Raw genomic sequence first — 17746 nt, forward strand, 5'->3', positions numbered from 1 at the left:
CACCGGGGTCATGCCCTGTAGTTCCACATGGTTCCACCTGTCGCCGCTGTCGTGCCGGTCGTTCACTGGGTGTCGCCTGGAGTCACCCCCGAACCCGAAGGTGAGGAGCGGCGTGAGCACGATGACCGAGCCATCAGCAACGGGCGTCCCCGCGTGCAGCGAGACGATGCGCCGGGAGCGGGAATCGGCAAGCGCGGCGCGGGGACTGGTGTCGTCGTCGCTGCGGGTGTGGGGCCTGGAAGACGTCGAGGACGCGGCCCGGCTGGTGGTGACCGAGCTGGTCTCGAACACGGTCAAGCATGCGCGGCTGGAAATGATCCGGGTGAAGGTGTCGAGGGTCGGCCTCAAGCGCGTGCGGATCGCGGTCACCGACCGGTCCCGCAAGCTGCCCACCCTGTGCGACGCGGGGGCGGACGACGTGAACGGCCGGGGCCTGGCGATAGTCGCCGCGATGTCCGAGAAGTGGGGCGTCGATCCGCTGCGTTGGGGGAAACGCGTGTGGGCCGAGTTGGAAGTCAGTCCGTGACGCCCCGCCGTGCCCAGGTGCTCTACGTCCTGGCGGTGTTCGCCGTGATGGCCGCCGTCGGCTACGCCATCGCGACGTCGCAAAAGCCCCCTCTGCCGGGCCGGGAAGGCTCGGTGAGGGGCGAGACGGCCCTGGGCCCGATACATCCAAGTGCGGGAACAGGCTCCCGCCCGCTGATCCCCGGCCCCCGGTCGTGCTGCGTGACGTCGGCCGGCCGGCAGCCGGTTTCCACCCGAGTTCCACGGAGGCAGGCATGACCGCACGACCGATCATCACTGGCGAACAGGCCGCGTCCTGTTACTTCCGCACCACCGTTGACCATCCCCACCGCAAGGCTCTGATCCAGGTGTGCGAGCCGTGCAACGAAAAGTGCGCCCACTGCTTCGTGTCCGCGACGAAACGCGGCGACTACATGCTCCTCGACGGAGTCCGGAAACGGCTGATCCCACAGCTCGCCGAGGCCCGGGTGAACCGGGTGACGCTCACCGGCGGGGAGCCGTTCATGCATGCCGACCTGCTCCAGATCACGGCCGACTTCCGTGCGGCTGGCATGGGCGTCGGCCTGTGTACCAATGCGACGATGGTCACCGACGAGCAGATCCGTGAACTCGCTGCGCTCGACGCTCACATGAACGTCAGCCTGGACGGGTTCTCTGCCGACTCGCACGGGAAGTTCCGGGGCCGACCCGAAGGCTTCGACGAGACCGTGGAGACGGTGAAGCGGTTCGCGAAGGCGGGCATTCTCCAGGGATTGCTGTGCACGCCGAACAACCTTGCACAGGACGAGGAGTACCGGGAGCTGTGTGCGTTCGCCCGGGACCAGGGTGCGAAGTACGTACTGATGAACCCACTCGGCGAAATGGGCAGAGGCGCGAACTCGTCGCGGAAGCTGCGTCGCCCGGACGATCACATGCGGCACATTCGCGATCTGACGATGCCGTTCGTCGACGATGGCGTGGACATGGTTCACATTCGGTTTCCGAATGACGGCAAGCCTCTCTCCGGGTGTGAGGCGGGGACGATCATCTACGTCTTCACCAAGGGTGAGGTCGCAGTCTGCCCCTACCTGGCGTTCGCCGCTCGCACGAAGGTCAGCCAGCACCCGGACACCGACTTCCTCGTTGGGAACGTGTGGGAGCACGACGACGTGGCCGCGCGACTCGACGCCTACGGCCGGTTCGGCGACCGGTGGGACCTCGGCGGGAACGACACGTGCGGCGGATGCGCCATGTCGAGCCGCTGCGGGAAGGGCTGCCCCGCAGCCGTCGTCGCCGCCGGTCAGCGCATCGGTGCCGTCGACAGCGAGCAGTGTCCTGTCATGCCGCACCAGCCCCGTGCGCTTCCCGTGGTGGGTGTGTCATGACCGGGATGTTCGTGACGATCGACGGGCCGGGCGGCGTCGGCAAGTCCACCGTGACGGCTGCCGTCGTCGCCGAGCTGCGCGCCGCCGGCGTGGCGGTACACGCCACAAGGGAGCCCAGCGACACCGCACCGGGGCGGCTCGCACGGCAGGGCACCGACGACTACCGCGGCATGGCGATGGCCTGCCTGATCGCAGCCGACCGGTATCAGCACCTTGAAGGTGAGATCCGACCTGCGGTGGCGTGCGGCGACGTCGTCGTGTGTGACCGCTACGTCGCCTCCTCGCTGGTGCTACAGGTGATGGACGGCGTCGGCCGTGACCTGGTCTGGGAACTCAACAGGCACGCCGACATGCCCGACCTGGCCGTCATCATCAACGCTCACGCCGACGTGATCGAGAAGCGTTTGACCGAGCGAGGCGCGCACAGCCGCTACGAGCGGGAGCCCGGCAGCAGCCAGCGGGAATGCGCGGCGTTCCGCGAAGCGGCTAGGTTCCTCATGGCCGCCGGCGTGCACGTCGTCCAGTTCGACGCGACCACCGAAGGGCCGGAGAAGATCGCTCGCGACATCGTCGCGGAGATCAGGAACCGTGGATGAGGTGCAGCTCATGACCAGCCAGGCGAGCACGCTCGACGTGCTGACGTTCAACCTGAACAACCCATCCAGAGAACGCGCCGAACGCCAGCTCGTGTACCTCGCGGCGCGGCCCGAGCAGGTGCTTGTGCTGACCGAGACGGTCGACAACGCTGGCTGCTCCTTCCTGGCCTCCCAGTTCGGTGACGCCGGATACGCGGTCATCTTTCCCCGGCCGGAACGCGGCGAGCGCGGCGCGATGATCGTGAGCCGCCTACCGACCCAGCAGGGGCCGGCCTCCGTCGGATACCTGCCGCACCGCGCGGTGTCGGTGACCGTCGCGACCGATGGAGGCCCGCTCGACATCACCGGCCTGTACGTGCCCTCTCGGGACGCGTCGGAAGCGAAGACCACGCGGAAGCGGACGTTCCTCGAACGCTGCCGTACGGGCCTGCCACGCGGTGACGCCGGGTTGGGGCTGGTGCTCGGCGACTTCAATGTGCTCGAGCCTGAGCACAGGCCCGCGTACCGGTTCTTCCAGCCGTTCGAGTACGGGTTCTACAAATGGTTGGGAGAGACCGGGTACCGCGACGCGTTCCGCGCGCTGCACCCGGACACCGCCGAATACTCGTGGGTGGGCCGGACCGGCGACGGCTACCGCTACGACCACGTGCACGCCTCGGCCAGCCTGGCGGCCGAGCTGCGGGCCTGCTCCTACGTCCACGAACCGCGTACGGGTACGGACCGGCTCACCGACCACTCCGCGCTCACCGTTTCGCTCGCTCTGCGCCCTGCGAGGACGCTGCCGGTAACCGATCCCACTGAGGCCGCCGAGCGGGTACCGGCGCTGTTCTGACCCCGGAGGACTGTGATGGATGAGACCTGGAAGACCGTCGAGCGGTTGCGTGAGTGGCTGGATGCGGAGAGCCCTCTTGCGCCGGACGTGACGCGGATCATGCGCGTACTCAAGATCACCGAGGAGGCCGGGGAGGTCGCCGAGGCGATGCACGGGATGCTCGGCTCGAACCCGAGGAAGGGCGCGAGCCATACCGAGGACGACGTCCGCAAGGAGCTGTGCGACGTGATCCTTACGAGCATGGTCGCGCTCGCCTCGTTCACGCCGGACGCCGCCGGCGTCTTCGACGAGCGGCTGCGGCAGATCGCTGACCGCTCGTTGAGTTGAGAGAAGCCCGACGCCATCAGGGGTCGGGCTCCTCGCCCGTCCAGAGCCGGGTGCGCACCCGGTGCACCAACTGGCGGATCGCGTGCGGCTGGTGGGGAGGTCCGGGCTGGGACGGGACAGGGCGGGCCGGTTCGCCACAAAGGTCAGAGCGTCGTCGCAGGTGAGACTTCGGTAGCGGTTCCGGTTCCGCGTACGACATGATGCGCTGAGCGTCAGTGCGGGAACAGACCGGTCAGCCGCCTCATAGCCTCCGGTCCACGCCGCACGGGGTGGACCGGTCCGCGCGGGCGGCCCGGTGCACCGCGCGCAGCAGCCGCTTCGGTGTGGTCCGGTGCTGCCACAGGACGGCTTGGACGCCGTACTCCATCACCGCCATCAGCTCCGTCTCCCGGAGCTCGCCCGCGATCAGCACCACCCGCTGCCGACCGCCCCGCACCAGTTGGCGCAGCTCCGCCCCGGCGCGGTCGTCCAGGCGCTCGGCGAGCATGACGGCGACGGCGCCGCCGGGTTCGTCGCCGAGCGGGCACGGCCGGTCGACCAGCTTGACGCTGGGCTGATGCTGCAGATGACGCACGACCCCGGCCCGGCTGAGCGGGTCGGGGCCGTGGACCGTCACCGTGACACGCGCGTCCGGCACTGTGTTCCTCGATTTCCCGGTGGCTATGGACTCCACAGGGTCATCGAGGGGACTAAACGAACGGTTGCCGCGCGATCAACACGTATGCGAGGGGGCGCCGTTCCCGGCGGGGAGGGGAGTGGTCCGCCGCAGGCGTCACCGTCCGCCGGACACCCCGGCTACGCGGCGCCGTTCCCGCTCCGCTCCTCGTCGCCGCCGAAGCGCTGCCGGAAGGACTCCAGGTCCTCCTCGGTGATCTTCCCGAAGAGCACCGGGGGGACGGTGAAGGCCGTCCCCGCCGGGACCGACGCCAGCGCCCTCGCCTCCTCCTGGCCAGCCCAGGTGGCGGTGTCCCCGCCCAGCGCGAACGCCGACCGCATGGCCCGCGCCGAGGCCGGGATGAACGGCTCGGAGACGATCGCGTAGAGGTGGATCAGGTTCATCGCCGTACGGAGGGTGAGGGCCGCGGCCTCTTGGTCGGTCTTGATCTCCAGCCAGGGGGCCTTCTCCTCCAGGTAGGAGTTGCCCGCGCTCCACAGGGCCCGCAGCGCCGCCGCGGCCTTGCGGAACTGGAGCGCGTCCATGTGCTCCTCGTACTCCGTCAGCAGCCGCGCGATCTCCTCGCCCAGGCGCTCCTCCGCCTCCCCGGCGGCCTTCCCGGCCGGGACCTCGTCGCCGAACCGCTTGCGGGAGAAGGACAGCACGCGGTTGACGAAGTTGCCGAGGGTGTCGGCCAGGTCCTTGTTGACGGTGGCGGTGAAGTGCTCCCAGGTGAAGGAGGTGTCGTCGGACTCCGGGGCGTTCGCCATCAGGAAGTAGCGCCAGTAGTCGGCGGGCAGCACCTCGAGCGCGGCGTCGGTGAACACCCCGCGCTTGGCGGAGGTGGAGAACTTCCCGCCGTAGTACGTCAGCCAGTTGAACGCCTTGACGTAGTCGACCTTCTTCCAGGCGTCCCGGGTGCCCAGGAGGGTGGCCGGGAACATCACCGTGTGGAACGGGACGTTGTCCTTGGCCATGAACTCCGTGTAGCGCACCGTCTGGTCCACGTCGTACCACCACGACTTCCAGTCGCGGTGCTCCGCGTCCGTGTCTCGCGCGGCGTCCGCCCACTCCTTGGTGGCTCCGATGTACTCGATCGGGGCGTCGAACCAGACGTAGAAGACCTTGCCCTCGGCCGCCAGGTCCGGCCAGGTGTCGGCGGGCACCGGTACGCCCCAGTCCAGGTCACGGGTGATCGCCCGGTCCTGGAGCCCCTCGTTCAGCCACTTGCGGGCGATCGAGGAGGCCAGCGTCGGCCAGTCCTTGCCGTGCTCGTCGACCCAGGCGGCGACCTCCTCCGCCAGCTTGGACTGGAGCAGGAAGAGGTGCTTGGTCTCCCGGACCTCCAGATCGCTGCTGCCGCTGATCGCGGAGCGGGCGTCGATCAGATCGGTCGGGTCGAGCACCCGGGTGCAGTTCTCGCACTGGTCGCCGCGGGCCCGGTCGTAGCCGCAGTGCGGGCAGGTGCCCTCGATGTAGCGGTCGGGGAGGAAGCGGCCGTCGGCGTTGGAGTACACCTGGCGGATCGAGCGCTCCTCGATGAAGCCGTTCGCCTTGAGCTCACGCGCGATCGTCTGGGTGATCTGCACGTTCTGCGGGGAGGAGCTGCGGCCGAAGTAGTCGAAGGCGAGGCCGAAGCCGTCGTAGATCGCCTTCTGCGCGTCATGCTGCTGGGCGCAGAACTCGTCGACCGGCAGCCCGGCCTCCTTGGCGGCCAGCTCGGCCGGGGTGCCGTGCTCATCGGTCGCGCAGATGTAGAGGACGTCATGGCCGCGCTGGCGCAGATAGCGGGCGTAGACATCGGCCGGGAGCATGGACCCCACCATGTTGCCCAGGTGCTTGATCCCGTTGATGTAGGGAAGGGCGCTGGTGATGAGGTGTCGAGCCATTGCAGGCTGCTCCCGAGTCGATACGGTGGGTGACTTTTCGCTCTGTCGAGCCGCCCATATCGTATCCGAGCGAGGGGGGCCACCCGCGCGGCGTTTTCCGCTGCGGATGGCCCCCGGGGTGGCGCCGGTGCGGCGCCCGGTCGGCTGGGGTCGCTGGTCAGCCCTGCTCGCGGGCGGCCAGCCAGCCCGGGAACTTCTTCAGCAGCTCCCGGTACAGCTCGGCGTCGGCGACCGTACGGGGGTCGAGCCCGGCGTGGAAGAAGCCGGTGTTGTCGACCGCCCGCTTCCCCGGAACGGCGAGGGCGGGCGAGGTGTCCAGCTTCCGCAGGAAGTCGAACCCCTTCGCCTCCGGATCCCCGAACGCGAGGAACTGCCAGAACAGCGGCAGCCCCGCCGCCTCGCACAGCGCCTTCTCCGCGGCGGTCTTGGCGGTGGGCGCACCGTCCGTCTGGAAGATCACGAACGCGGGGTCGGTGGTGCCGGACGCCTCGTAGTGCTCGATGACGGCGTTGACGGCGGTGTGGTAGTTCGTCCGCCCCATGTGCCCGAGCGAGCCGTGCAGCTCCTCGATCCGGCCGGTGTGCCGGTCCAGCTCGAGGTCGGCGGTGCCGTCGATGTCGGTGGAGAAGAACACGACGGGCACGGTGCCGCTGGTGTCGAACTGCGCGGACAGGGCGAGCGCCTGCTCGGCGAGGTGCTGGACGGTGCCGTCCTTGAAGTACCCCCGCATCGACCCGGACCGGTCCAGTACGAGGTAGACAACGGCCCGCCGCCCGCCCAGCCCGCTCTCCTGAACGACCTCCCCGGCCGCGCCATACGCCCCGACGAGCCCAGGCGCCCGCGAGGTGAGGTCGGCGAGGGAGATGGCAGCCGTGCCCGCGTGGGCCCCGGCCGCGGTGGCTGCTTCCACCTTGGCCGCGGTGGCGGCGGCAGGTGCGGCCACGACGGGCTCGGCCTCGGGCTCGGGCTCCGACTCGCTCGCGGACGCGGGCTCGGCCCCCGCCCCGGCGCCCTCGTCGTCGGCCTCGGGCTCGGCGTCAGCCTCTGTGGCTGCCTCAGCCTCGGGCTCGGGGGCCTCTGCCGCCGCCTCGGCTTCGGGCTCGGTCTTGGCCGTGGACTCGGGCGTCGCAGTGGGCTCCGGCTTGGGGTCCTCCGCACCCTTGACCTGGGACGTGGCGTCGGCCTCGGGCTCAGCGGCGCTCGTGGCTGCGGGCTCGGCCTCCGCCTCGGCGGGCTTGTCGTCGGTCTTGGCCGCGGGGGCGGCCTCGTCGCCGGCCTCGTCGCTCGTCGCCTCCGCCGCCGGGGCCTCGGCGGCGGAGGCCGCCTCGGGCGCGGTCGCGGGCCCTGCGCTCGCCTTGGGCTCCGCCTCGGCCGTCGCTTCGCCATCGGCCGTGGCCGCCGTGGTGTCGTCGCTGGCCGCAGGCGTGGGCTCGGCGTCGGCGGCAGGCGCGGCCGTGGCCTTCGGCTTGGCGGCGGGTGCTTCCTTCTCGTCGGCCTCGGCAGCCGCCTCAACCGGAGTCTCTTCGCCGGGCGTTGACGTGTCCTCGTGCGACGGGGACTCCAGGATCTCGTCGAGGGACTTCAGCGGGGCGGACAGGGCCGGGTCGGGCCCGGATTCATCGCCCCGGGAGTCCGGGGCCGGGGCCTCGGCCGGAGCCTTGACGTCCGCGTCATCGGTCGGCTCAGCCTTCGGCCCAGGCTCAGGCGCAGCCTCCGGCGTGGGCTCGGGCTCGGTGTCCGGCTCGGCCTTCTGGTCCACTGTCGGCTCCGCCGACTCGCGCTCCGCGGACTCGCGCTGGGGCTCCGGGGCAACCGTCGCCTCCGGCGCAGCGGCAGCATCGTCCACCCCCGTGGTTCGGGAGCGGCCGAAGACTTTGCGCAGTAGGTCCCGTATGCCCATGGGAGATACCCCTCACGTGTCGAGTGCGGTGCATGGCGGTGCATGTCCGTGGTGCGGAAAGGCTAGCGGGCCGTTCGGCGGCCCTCTTCCGCCGATTCCGCTCGCGCTTCGTTCACCTCTGGTTCAGGCGTTCGTCGCCGTCTTGCGGTTCTACGCCCATAGCTTCGCCGCCAAAGGATCCCGACGTCATGTCGGTCCGGACCGCGTCGGCGTACTGCCCATGCGGGCCCCGGCGAAGCACCTACGCGAACACCCTTACGGAGGGGAAGACGTGCGCAACCTCCTACCGCTCATCAGCTCACACCCGGGCGGGCGTTCGGCGCTGACATGCCGGTACCGCTGTGGGGACGCCTGCCTGCACGAGACGCCGAACACCAGCGACAACGCCTATGTGGGTGATGTCATCGCCGGTGCCGCCTCGCGCCGTGCCCTGCTGCGGGCCGGTGCCGTGGTGACCGTGGCGGCCGCGACCGGCGCCGTGGCGGTGGCGCGTGCCCCGCAGGCGTCCGCCGCGACGGGCGGCGCCACTGCGGAGCACAAGGCCACGGCGCGGCACAAGGCAGCCGCCAAGGGCAAGGCCGCCCGCGGCCTCCGCTTCGCACCGGTGGCCCCCAACACGGAGGACACCGTGGTCACCGCCGACGGCCACGACCAGAACGTGGTGATCCGCTGGGGCGACCCGATCCTGCGCGGCGCGCCCGCGTTCGACCCGGACCGGCAGAGCGCCAGGGCCCAGGCGGGCCAGTTCGGTTACAACAACGACTACATGGCGGTCCTGGACGTCCCGGGCGAGCGCGGCCACCAGCTGCTCGTGGTCAACCATGAGTACACCGACGAGGTGCTGATGTTCTCGGGTTACGACCCGGAGAACCCCACCCGCGAGCAGGCCGAGATCGGCTGGGCCGCGCACGGTCTCTCCGTGGTCGTGACGGCCGAGGAGCGCGCTCTCGGGCGACTCAGCGCGCTGCCCCGCCACCACCTCAACCGCCGTATCACCGCGACCACGCCGTTCGAGGTCACCGGCCCTGCGGCGGGCAGCGAGCTGCGGCGCACCTCCGCCGACCCGACCGGCAGGCGGATCCTCGGCACGCTGAACAACTGCGGCGGTGGCATCACGCCGTGGGGCACGGTGCTCTCCGGCGAGGAGAACTTCAACCAGTACTTCGCAGGCGGCGATGCGGTCACCGACCCGGCCACCGCGGCCCGCCTCAAGCGCTACGGCATCACCGGCGCCGCCTCCGAGCGCAAGTGGGAGCGGTTCGACGACCGTTTCGACGTCACCAAGGAGCCGAACGAGACCAACCGCTTCGGCTGGGTGATCGAGATCGACCCGTTCGACCCCGATTCCACCCCGCGCAAGCTGACCGCGCTGGGCCGCTTCAAGCACGAGGCCGCCGAGCCCCGGCTGACCACGGACGGCCGTCCGGTCCTCTACATGGGCGACGACGAGAAGTTCGACTACTTCTACAAGTTCGTCTCCGCCAAGCGGATGATGAAGGGCAACAGCCGCGTCGCCCGCGAGCACAACCGCTCGCTGCTGGACGAGGGCACGCTCTACGCCGCCAAGTTCACCGGTGACAGCCCGTCCGCCGAGATCGACGGCTCCGGAGAGCTGCCCGAGGACGGCGAGTTCGACGGCGTCGGTGAGTGGATCCCGCTGGCCTGCGGCGACCGCTCCTTCGTGGACGGCATGACCGCCGAGGAGGTGTACGTCTTCACGCGCATCGCCGCCGACAAGGCGGGCGCGACGAAGATGGACCGCCCCGAGGACGTCGAGCCCAGCCCGCGCACCGGCCGGGTCTACATCGCGCTGACCAACAACACCGACCGCGGCAAGGAGGGCAAGGCCGCCGCCGACGAGGCCAACCCGCGCAACGGCAACAAGCACGGCCAGATCCTGGAGCTGACCGAGCGCTGGAACAACGCGGGCTCCACCCGCTTCACCTGGCGGCTGTTCCTGGTCTGCGGCGACCCCGAGGACCCGAGCACCTACTTCGGCGGCTTCCCCAAGGACCAGGTCAGCCCGATCTCCTGCCCGGACAACATCACCTTCGACGCGTACGGCAATCTGTGGATCTCCACGGACGGCAACGCGCTCGGGAACCACGACGGGCTGTTCGGCGTGGCCACGGCGGGCAGCCGCCGCGGTGAGGTCAAGCAGTTCCTGACCGTGCCGAACGGCGCCGAGACCTGCGGTCCGATCGTGCAGGACCGGCGGGTGCTGGTGGCCGTGCAACACCCGGGCGAACTCGACGGCGCGAGCGTGGAGAAGCCCGCCTCCACCTGGCCCGACGGCCCGGGCAAGCTGACCCGGCCGTCCGTGATCAGCGTCTGGCGCCGCGACGGCGGCGACATCGGCGCCTGACCCGCTCCGGCAGTCGGCCTCAGCCCTCGGCCTTCGCGAGCCGCTTCAGCCGCTCGCGGGGCCCGCGCAGCGAACGGCCCCTGGTGTCCGTACGGGCCCAGGGGTCGTCCGCGAGCCGTTCGCCGACCGTCCGCAGCGTCCAGCGGTCGGCCCTCAGCTCCGGGTCGTCCAGCTCCCGCGCGTCGATGGGCGTGGCCACGGGGGCTCCCGGCCGGGCGCGCACCCCGTACGGGCTGACGGCGGTCTGGGCGTAGGCGTTGCGCTGGGTGTCCAGGTAGAGCCGCCCGCGCCGGTTGGCCTTGCGCGGCTCGGTGGTGAGCCGGTCGGGGTGGCGGGCGGCCAGCAGACCGGCGGCCTCGTGGGCGAAGGACCGCACGGTGTCGAAGTCGGCGCGGCGGTCCAGCGGGACGATGACGTGCAGTCCGCGGGAGCCGGTGGTCATCAGCAGTCCCGGCAGCCCGAGCTCGCCGAGCAGTCCGCAGCAGAGGCGGGCCGTCCAGCGCACCTCCTCGAAGCCGGACTCCCCCGACGGGCCGGACTCCCCCGACGAGGGCGGATCGAGGTCGAAGACCAGCCGGTCGGGGTGGTCGGGCCGGTCGGCCCGGGAGAGCCAGCGGTGCGGGGTGACGCACGCCTGGTCGGCGAGGTAGAGGAGGGTCGCGGTGTCGTCGCAGACCACATGGGTCACCTCACCGCCCTCCTTGGGGAGCACGGCGCGGTGCACCCAGTCCGGAAAGTAGTCGGGTGCGTTCTTCTGCATCAGCGGCTGGCCGCCGATTCCGTCCGGATGGCGCTCCATCATCAAAGGGCGGCCGCGCAGCTGCGGAACGATGCGCCGGGAGACCGAGCGGTAGTACTCGACGAGGTTCCACTTTGTGATCCCGTCGTCGGGAAAGAGTTTCTTTTCCGGGCGGCTGACCCGTACGGTGTGGCTCCCGGTCCTGACGTTCCGCGCATCGGTCCGCTTCTCGCTCATATCGGACCCGGGTAACCAGATGGATCGCTGACTAAACTCTGGAGTCAGGCAAACGGGAGAAGTGGAAAAATCGGGGGAAAACATGGTGAGACCAGGTTCACTCGGCCCGCCGATGAAGGATCGGCGCGGCCGCTGGGCACAGAGCCCGCTCGCGCTGATGGACACCACGATGGATCAGCTGCGCACTCTGATCATGGTCCATGAGGCCGGTACGGCGCTCGGCGCGGCACGGATTCTGGGCCGCGAACAGTCCAGTGTGCAAAAGCAGATCGACACCATGAACCGGAACTTTCGCGAGCTTTGCGGCGAACCGCTCATCCTCAAGCAGGGGCGGGGCAAGGACGTGCTGTTCACCGGCACCGGAGAAGCCCTGGTCGAATTGGCGCGCGGAACTCTCGGCGACTGGCTGGACGGCATCCACGAGTCGCGGCGCCGCCTGGGAAAAACGCTGATGGTGGGCACCACCCGTTTTACCCTCAGCTATCTGGCGGGTGCCGGGGAGCGGGTCGCCGAGGACTTCCGGCAGCGCGGTATCGAGCTGAAGGTCGGCCATGTGCGTACCCGGGACGTGCTGGCCAAGCTGCGCACCAAGGATGTGGACCTGGTGTGCGGCTCCGTGGTGACCAGGCCCGAAGGCGACGATGAGCTCGCCGCCTTCGATGTGATGGAGTGGCGGCGCAGCGGGGTCTCGCTGCTGACCAATCTCTCCGAGGCCGAGCTGCCCGGCCACACCGCGCCGACCAGCGCGCTGCGCACCCTGCCGCTGGTGGTCTCGGCGAGCGGGCTGATGGCCGGGGTGCTGCACACCTGGTTCGGCGGCGACTACCGCAGCAAGCTGCGCATCGCCGCCGAGATCGACACCGTCAACTACGGCTTCGAGCTGCTGCGTTCCGGACTGCTGCGCGGCTGCATGCTGGTCACCAAGGGGGTGGCGGACGCGGCGGGCGATCCTCGGTTGGTGTACGGGCGCGGGCTGCGCGCCGTCGAGCTGGTCAATGACACCGGTCCCCGGCTGGAGGTGCTGCTGGGCGCGTTCACCCGGAGCGGGGAGCGCGCGTCGTATGACCCGGCCCATCCGCTCAATCTGCTCTGGGACGCGCTCGCGCAGGAGAACGCGCGCTGGCAGCGGGAGCAGCGCTGGCCCACGGCGGGTCTGGAGCCCGATCCGTTCGAGTTGGCCAACACCTACAACCCGAGCGAGAGCTGAGCACCGGCCAGCGCTTCGGCCCGTGAGCCCTGGGCCCGTGAGCCCTCGGGCGGCGCCCGAGGCCCCGGCCGGCCCTCAGCCCTGTGGCCCGTACAGGTCAAGCTCCACCAGCAGCGCCCGGTGGTCGGTGTGCGGCAGATCGAGGAAGCGGGCCGTGCGCGGCCGCAAGCCCCGGCTGGCCAGTACGTGGTCGATCTGCGCCCCCAGGGCCGGGGCGGTGGCACTCGGCCAGCTGGGCGTGCGGGACACCCCCGCGGCCCGTGCGCTGTCCCGCAGCCCGGTGTCCAGGACGGCCCGGAAGGCGGCGTGGTCCTGGGTGGCGTTGAAGTCGCCCGCGATCAGGGTGGGTGCCTCGCCCCGCCCGTCCGCGTAGGCCCGCAGCCGCCCCAGCTCGGTGCGCCAGAGGTCCAGCCGCCCCGGCACCGGCGGCATGGGATGGGCGACCTGCATCCGCAGCCGCTGTCCCGCGACCCGGACGACCGCCCCCGGCATCCGCAGCGTTCCGCGCACCCCGTCGGCCCGGGTCAGCGGATGGCGGCTGAGGATCGCCGAGCCCGCCGCGGCGCTGTCGCCGAGGGTGACGTTCCGGTACGGGTAGGCGCCGCGGACGGCGGCCGAGTCCAGCGCCGCCGCGCACCGCGCATCGCACTCCTGCACCGCGACCAGGTCCGGCCGCTCCCGGCGCAGCGCGCTCAGCAGCCCCTCCCTGGCCTGGCCGAACTCGAGGTTCGCGGTCATCACCCGCAGCCGGGCCAGGACCGGCCCGTGCGGCTCGGGCGGGGTGCCGCCGTCGTACGGCTGGATGAACCACCCGGTGGCCGCCGCTGCCGCCAGCGCCCAGCCGCACCCCAGCGGCCAGCGCGCGGCCGTGCTCAGCAGGAGCCCGAGCGCCGCCGGGACCAGCAGCCAGGGCAGGAATGCCAGCAGCTGCGGTAGGGGGGTGATGCCGTCGGTGTCCGCGGCCCGGCACAGCACCACCGCGCTGACCACGGCCAGGAGCGGCACCGCGCACCAGGCCGCCCATCGGCGGCCCCGTCCGCCGGGGAGCCGCAGCAGCCGGGCGGCGGCGCGCAGCGGCCGGGCGAGGGTGCCCCGGGCGCCGCGCGGTGCCGGTGGGCGGCCGGGGCCTGCGGCTTGGTCCTCCGCGACTGTCGTCTCCACGCTGGGCCTCTCGATCGGGGCGGGGCGCACATTCTCCTATGTACGGAAGGTCTAGACCTTGACGTGTTCATGAGCTAACTTCCGGAGCACCACAGGAGTTCATATCGGCATCCGTTGTTCACACATAGGAACACAGAAGAAAACCCGCGAACTCGACGTCAGGAGAGCCGCCCCCATGCGCACCAGAGCCCTGTACCTCGCCCTCGCCACAGCGCTGGCCGCGCTGTTCGCGGGCATCCTCAGCGGCCCGGCCACGGCCGGGCAGGCCCAGCGGTCGACCGCGCCGCCCAAGGCCGCCACCGCGGCAGCGCCCAAGGCCACGCCGAAGGCCGCCTTCACCCACCCCGGCGTCCTCGTCAGCCGCGCCCAGCTCGACTTCGTCCGCTCCAAGGTGAACGCGGGCGCCCAGCCCTGGAAGGGCGCGTACGACGCGATGCTGGCGAGCCCGTACGCCTCGCTGTCGCGCACCCCCAAGCCCCGCGCGGTCGTCGAATGCGGTCCGTACTCCGACCCCAACATCGGCTGCACCGATGAGCGCGAGGACGCGCTCGCCGCCTACTCCCTCTCGCTGGCCTGGTACGTCACCCGCGACAGCCGCTACGCCGAGAAGGCCATCCAGATCATGGACGCCTGGTCGGCCACCATCAAGGACCACACCAACAGCAACGCCCCGCTCCAGACCGGCTGGGCCGGGTCCTCCTGGCCCCGGGCGGCCGAGATCATCCGCTACACCTACGACGGCTGGTCCGCCGCCTCGATCGACCGCTTCAAGACCATGCTGCGCACCGTCTACCTCCCGAAGGTCATCGGCGGCTCGAACTCCAACGGCAACTGGGAGCTGGTGATGGTGGAGGCCGCCTCCGGCATCTCCGTCTTCCTGGACGACCGGACCAGCTACGACAAGGCGATCGCGAAGTTCCGCGGCCGCGTCCCCGCGTACGTCTACCTGGAGTCCGACGGCTCGCTGCCCAAGACCGCGCCCGGCAGCGGCCTCGACACCCGCGACAAGATCATCAACTACTGGCAGGGCCAGTCCACCTTCGTCACCGGGCTCACCCAGGAGACCTGCCGCGACTTCACCCACACCGGATACGGCATCGCCTCCATCGCGCACGTCGCCGAGACCAGCCGCATCCAGGGCCAGGACCTCTACCCCGAGGTGGGCGAGCGGCTGCGGCAGGCGCTGGGCTTCCAGTCGAAGTACGAACTGGGCGAGGCCCCGCCGTCCTGGCTGTGCGGCGGCAGCGTCAAGCGCGGCCTCGGCCCGATCACCGAGGTCGGCTACAACGCGCTGCACAACCGGCTCGGCATCGCCATGACCAACACCCAGAAGCTCACCGAGCGGCAGCGCCCGGCGGGCACCAACAGCCTCTTCCTCGGCTGGGAGACCCTGACCCACGGGGACAACCCGTCCTGACCCCGGCTGAACCCGGACCGACCCCGGACCGCCCCGCGGCCCGGGGTCCTGAGGGCCCTCGGGGCGTGGGGTCCCGAGGGCCCTCGTTCAGCCGCCGCGCAGCGCCAGTACGGTCTCGACCGTGTCCGACTGGTCCGCCGGTTTGTCCTCCCGGTAGCGCAGCACCCGCGCGAACCGCAGGGTGACGCCCGCCGGATAGCGGGACGAGCGCTGCAGCCCGTCGAAGGCCACCTCCACCACCAGCTCCGGCCGCACCCGCACCACCCAGCCGTCGTCGCTGACCGCGATCCCCAGCAGCGCCTCCGTCTGCCACTCCAGCATCGCGTCGGTCAGCCCCTTGAACGTCTTGCCCAGCATCACGTACGTACCGTCCGGCGCCCGGGCGCCCAGATGGAGGTTGGACAGCTTGCCGGTGCGGCGGCCGTGCCCCCACTCCGCCGCCAGCACCACCAGGTCCAGCGTGTGCACCGGCTTGACCTTCAGCCAGGACGCCCCGCGACGGCCCGCTCCGTACGGCGCCTCAAGACCCTTGACCAGCACCCCCTCATGCCCCCGGGCCAGCACGTCCGCGGCGAACTCACCGGCCGCCCGCCGGGTCTCCGGATCCGCCGGGTCATCGGCCACCAGCCGCCGCACCCGCCGGGGCCCCGGGGCGATCCGGGCCAGTTCGGCATGGCGCTCGCGGGTCGGGAGGTCGAGCAGATCGCGGTCGTCCACCACGAGCAGGTCGAAGAAGACGGGGGACAGCGGCAGCGCGGCCGACGCCCCGGCCACATCGAGCCGGGAGCCGACCCGGCCGGAGGTCTCCTGGAACGGCCGGGGCCGCCCCTCCGCGTCCAGCAGGATCACCTCGCCGTCGAGGATCGCCCGGTCCACCGCAAGCTCCCGCGCCGCCGTGACCACCTCCGGCAGCCGCTCGGTGATCTCGTCGAGGGTGCGGGTGTAGATCCGTACCTCCTCGCCGTCCCGGTGCACCTGCACCCGGATCCCGTCCAGCTTCTCCTCGACCGCGCACGGCCCCAGCCGGTCCATGGCCTCGTCGAGGTCCTTGGCGCTCTGCGCGAGCATCGGCAGCACCGGCCGCCCCACCTCGAGCCGGAAGTCCGCCAGCGCCTCCGGGCCGCGCGCCAGCAGCGCCTCGGCCACCGCGCCCAGCGAACCGCCCAGCATCACCGCCCGCCGCACCTCGGCGGCCGGTGCGCCGACCGCCTCGGCCAGCCCCTCCGCGGCCAGCCCCTCCAGCGCCCCCTGCCGCAGCTCCCCGCCGATCAGGCCGAGCAGAAAGCCCTGCTCGTCCTTGGTCGCGGCGGACAGCAGCTCGCCCACCAGCCGCTTGCGGGCCGCCGTCGCACCGGTGCCGGAGACCGCCGCGACCCGGCTCAGGGCCTCGTCCACATCGAGCACCGCGAGCGTCGGCTCGGCGGCGGGCTCCCGCCGGTGGCGCAGGGTGGACCAGCCCACTCCGGTGCGGCGCTGGGGCAGCTTGCCCGCGAGGTAGGTGATCACCACGGCCGCCTCGGCCGGTTCCGTGCGGCGGAACAGCCGGGCCAGAGCGGCGATCTTCTCCGAGCGGGCGGCGGTGGCCGCGACCTGGCGGGAGGTCAGCGCGACATCGGCCAGCAGCATGGCTCCAGCCTGCCCCGCGCCCTGCCGGGAAACCGCCGTGCCGGGAATCCAGGCATCGCGCCCCTCAGGCGGTGCGTCCCGTATCGGGCCCGCCCATATCCGTGCGTCCGGTGCCGGTGCCGGTGCCGGTGTCGGTGTCCGTGCGTCCGGTGTCGGTGTCCGTACGTCCCGTGCCGGTGTCCGGACGCCCGGTACCGCTGTCCGTACGTCCCGTTCCGCTGTCCGTACGTCCCGCGGTGCTCTCCGCGCGGCCCGTGTCGGTGTCCGTACGTCCCATGCCGCCGTCCGCGCGCCCCGCGCCGCTCTCGGCACGGCCCGCGCCGCCGCGGCTCGGTCCGGCGCACAGCGCCCAGATCACCAGGGCGTCGATGATGAGCAGCACCGTGGCCCAGAGCGGGTAGTACGGCAGCCACAGGAAGTTGGCGATGAGCGCGAGACCCGCCAGCACCACGCCCACGACCCGGGCCCACATCGCACCGGTGAACACCGCGAACCCGGCGATCAGCACGGCGATCCCGAGGGCCAGGTGGACCCAGCCCCATCCGGCGAGGTCGAACTGGAAGATATAGCTCTGCGTCACCAGGAAGACCCGGTCGGTGCGGATGGCCGAGATGCCCTGGAGCAGGTTCATCAGCCCCCCGAAGATCATCATGACCCCCGCGAAGACAAGCCATCCGCTCACCGCCCGGTGCATATGGCCGGGAGCGGCCCCTGTCTGAACTCCACCGGCGTGACTGGCCATGTCGGGCTCCTTCGTCCGGCGCGATCGGCGCCGCCACGACACCGATTCGCGGCAATAAGGGTGAATTACCCTTTTCTCAGATTTGCATAGACGCCCGCCTTCGGCACTTCGCCCACCGCGGGCCGTTCGCCATCGGAACGGAAGGTCGCCCCCCATGTGCGGAA

General features: G+C 71.2%; 14 protein-coding genes and 1 pseudogene. 8 read left to right on the forward strand and 7 right to left on the reverse strand.

Going from position 1 to position 17746, the window contains the following annotated elements; translation table 11 throughout:
* Window positions 1-121: 121 nt before the first annotated feature.
* The 5 genes from VT50_RS08180 (at window position 122) to VT50_RS08200 (ending at window position 3644) form a co-directional block, all read left to right on the forward strand.
* Window positions 122-526, forward strand: a complete 405-nt coding sequence (locus VT50_RS08180; RefSeq protein ID WP_046088843.1) for an ATP-binding protein — start codon at window positions 122-124, stop codon at window positions 524-526.
* Window positions 527-779: 253 nt separating this feature from the next.
* Window positions 780-1889 (forward strand): radical SAM/SPASM domain-containing protein, encoded by a 1110-nt coding sequence (locus VT50_RS08185; RefSeq protein ID WP_046088844.1) that lies wholly within the window; start codon window positions 780-782, stop codon window positions 1887-1889.
* Entirely contained in the window at window positions 1886-2485 is a 600-nt protein-coding gene (gene tmk / locus VT50_RS08190; protein WP_046088845.1) for a dTMP kinase, read from the forward strand. The genes VT50_RS08185 and tmk overlap by 4 nt, the downstream gene beginning before the upstream one ends.
* 10 nt (window positions 2486-2495) lie before the next feature.
* A complete protein-coding gene (locus VT50_RS08195) occupies window positions 2496-3317 on the forward strand; it encodes an exonuclease/endonuclease/phosphatase family protein (protein WP_240529082.1) in 822 nt (273 codons plus the stop codon).
* 15 nt (window positions 3318-3332) lie between these two features.
* Entirely contained in the window at window positions 3333-3644 is a 312-nt protein-coding gene (locus VT50_RS08200; protein ID WP_046088846.1) for a MazG-like family protein, read from the forward strand.
* Window positions 3645-3885: 241 nt separating this feature from the next.
* Here the strand turns inward: VT50_RS08200 and VT50_RS08205 are convergent, their stop codons facing one another.
* From VT50_RS08205 to VT50_RS08215, 3 genes are all read right to left on the reverse strand, one after another.
* A complete protein-coding gene (locus tag VT50_RS08205; RefSeq protein ID WP_046088847.1) occupies window positions 3886-4281 on the reverse strand; it encodes a hypothetical protein in 396 nt (131 codons plus the stop codon).
* 158 nt (window positions 4282-4439) lie between these two features.
* Window positions 4440-6188: a methionine--tRNA ligase gene (gene metG, locus VT50_RS08210; RefSeq protein WP_046088848.1), complete on the reverse strand. Its 1749-nt coding sequence runs from the start codon at window positions 6186-6188 to the stop codon at window positions 4440-4442.
* Window positions 6189-6345: 157 nt separating this feature from the next.
* A complete protein-coding gene (locus VT50_RS08215; protein ID WP_046088849.1) occupies window positions 6346-8088 on the reverse strand; it encodes a VWA domain-containing protein in 1743 nt (580 codons plus the stop codon).
* A 271-nt stretch (window positions 8089-8359) separates the two neighbouring features.
* Here VT50_RS08215 and VT50_RS08220 point away from each other — a divergent pair, with 271 nt between their 5' ends.
* Window positions 8360-10453, forward strand: a complete 2094-nt coding sequence (locus VT50_RS08220; protein WP_046088850.1) for a PhoX family protein — start codon at window positions 8360-8362, stop codon at window positions 10451-10453.
* A 19-nt stretch (window positions 10454-10472) separates the two neighbouring features.
* Here VT50_RS08220 and ligD read toward each other — a convergent pair whose 3' ends face one another.
* On the reverse strand, window positions 10473-11429 hold the full coding sequence (ligD, locus tag VT50_RS08225; protein WP_046088851.1) for a non-homologous end-joining DNA ligase: 957 nt from the start codon (window positions 11427-11429) through the stop codon (window positions 10473-10475).
* Window positions 11430-11541: 112 nt separating this feature from the next.
* Between ligD and VT50_RS08230 the strand changes: the two genes are divergently transcribed.
* Window positions 11542-12636: a LysR family transcriptional regulator gene (locus VT50_RS08230; protein ID WP_240529083.1), complete on the forward strand. Its 1095-nt coding sequence runs from the start codon at window positions 11542-11544 to the stop codon at window positions 12634-12636.
* Between the two features lie 75 nt (window positions 12637-12711).
* Here the strand turns inward: VT50_RS08230 and VT50_RS08235 are convergent, their stop codons facing one another.
* On the reverse strand, window positions 12712-13797 hold the full coding sequence (locus VT50_RS08235) for an endonuclease/exonuclease/phosphatase family protein (RefSeq protein WP_240529084.1): 1086 nt from the start codon (window positions 13795-13797) through the stop codon (window positions 12712-12714).
* 175 nt (window positions 13798-13972) lie between these two features.
* Here VT50_RS08235 and VT50_RS08240 point away from each other — a divergent pair, with 175 nt between their 5' ends.
* Window positions 13973-15214 (forward strand): alginate lyase family protein, encoded by a 1242-nt coding sequence (locus VT50_RS08240; RefSeq protein WP_046088852.1) that lies wholly within the window; start codon window positions 13973-13975, stop codon window positions 15212-15214.
* 87 nt (window positions 15215-15301) lie between these two features.
* Here the strand turns inward: VT50_RS08240 and VT50_RS08245 are convergent, their stop codons facing one another.
* Together VT50_RS08245 and VT50_RS08250 are read right to left on the reverse strand one after the other, a co-directional pair.
* On the reverse strand, window positions 15302-16840 hold the full coding sequence (locus VT50_RS08245) for an ATP-dependent DNA ligase (protein WP_046088853.1): 1539 nt from the start codon (window positions 16838-16840) through the stop codon (window positions 15302-15304).
* A 325-nt stretch (window positions 16841-17165) separates the two neighbouring features.
* A pseudogene (locus VT50_RS08250) lies at window positions 17166-17582 on the reverse strand (DUF7144 family membrane protein); the annotation flags it as partial.
* Window positions 17583-17746 lie beyond the last annotated feature (164 nt).

This window comes from Streptomyces antioxidans, assembly GCF_000968685.2.
GTDB classification, from domain to species: domain Bacteria; phylum Actinomycetota; class Actinomycetes; order Streptomycetales; family Streptomycetaceae; genus Streptomyces; species Streptomyces antioxidans.

Bases quoted from the DNA above. Each gene is read 5' to 3' on its own strand.
- VT50_RS08180 (WP_046088843.1), top strand. From the start codon at position 122: ATGACCGAGCCATCAGCAACGGGCGTCCCCGCGTGCAGCGAGACGATG.
- VT50_RS08185 (WP_046088844.1), top strand. From the start codon at position 780: ATGACCGCACGACCGATCATCACTGGCGAACAGGCCGCGTCCTGTTAC.
- tmk (WP_046088845.1), top strand. From the start codon at position 1,886: ATGACCGGGATGTTCGTGACGATCGACGGGCCGGGCGGCGTCGGCAAG.
- VT50_RS08195 (WP_240529082.1), top strand. From the start codon at position 2,496: ATGACCAGCCAGGCGAGCACGCTCGACGTGCTGACGTTCAACCTGAAC.
- VT50_RS08200 (WP_046088846.1), top strand. From the start codon at position 3,333: ATGGATGAGACCTGGAAGACCGTCGAGCGGTTGCGTGAGTGGCTGGAT.
- metG (WP_046088848.1), bottom strand. From the start codon at position 6,188: ATGGCTCGACACCTCATCACCAGCGCCCTTCCCTACATCAACGGGATC.
- VT50_RS08215 (WP_046088849.1), bottom strand. From the start codon at position 8,088: ATGGGCATACGGGACCTACTGCGCAAAGTCTTCGGCCGCTCCCGAACC.
- ligD (WP_046088851.1), bottom strand. From the start codon at position 11,429: ATGAGCGAGAAGCGGACCGATGCGCGGAACGTCAGGACCGGGAGCCAC.
- VT50_RS08230 (WP_240529083.1), top strand. From the start codon at position 11,542: ATGAAGGATCGGCGCGGCCGCTGGGCACAGAGCCCGCTCGCGCTGATG.
- VT50_RS08240 (WP_046088852.1), top strand. From the start codon at position 13,973: ATGCGCACCAGAGCCCTGTACCTCGCCCTCGCCACAGCGCTGGCCGCG.
- VT50_RS08245 (WP_046088853.1), bottom strand. From the start codon at position 16,840: ATGCTGCTGGCCGATGTCGCGCTGACCTCCCGCCAGGTCGCGGCCACC.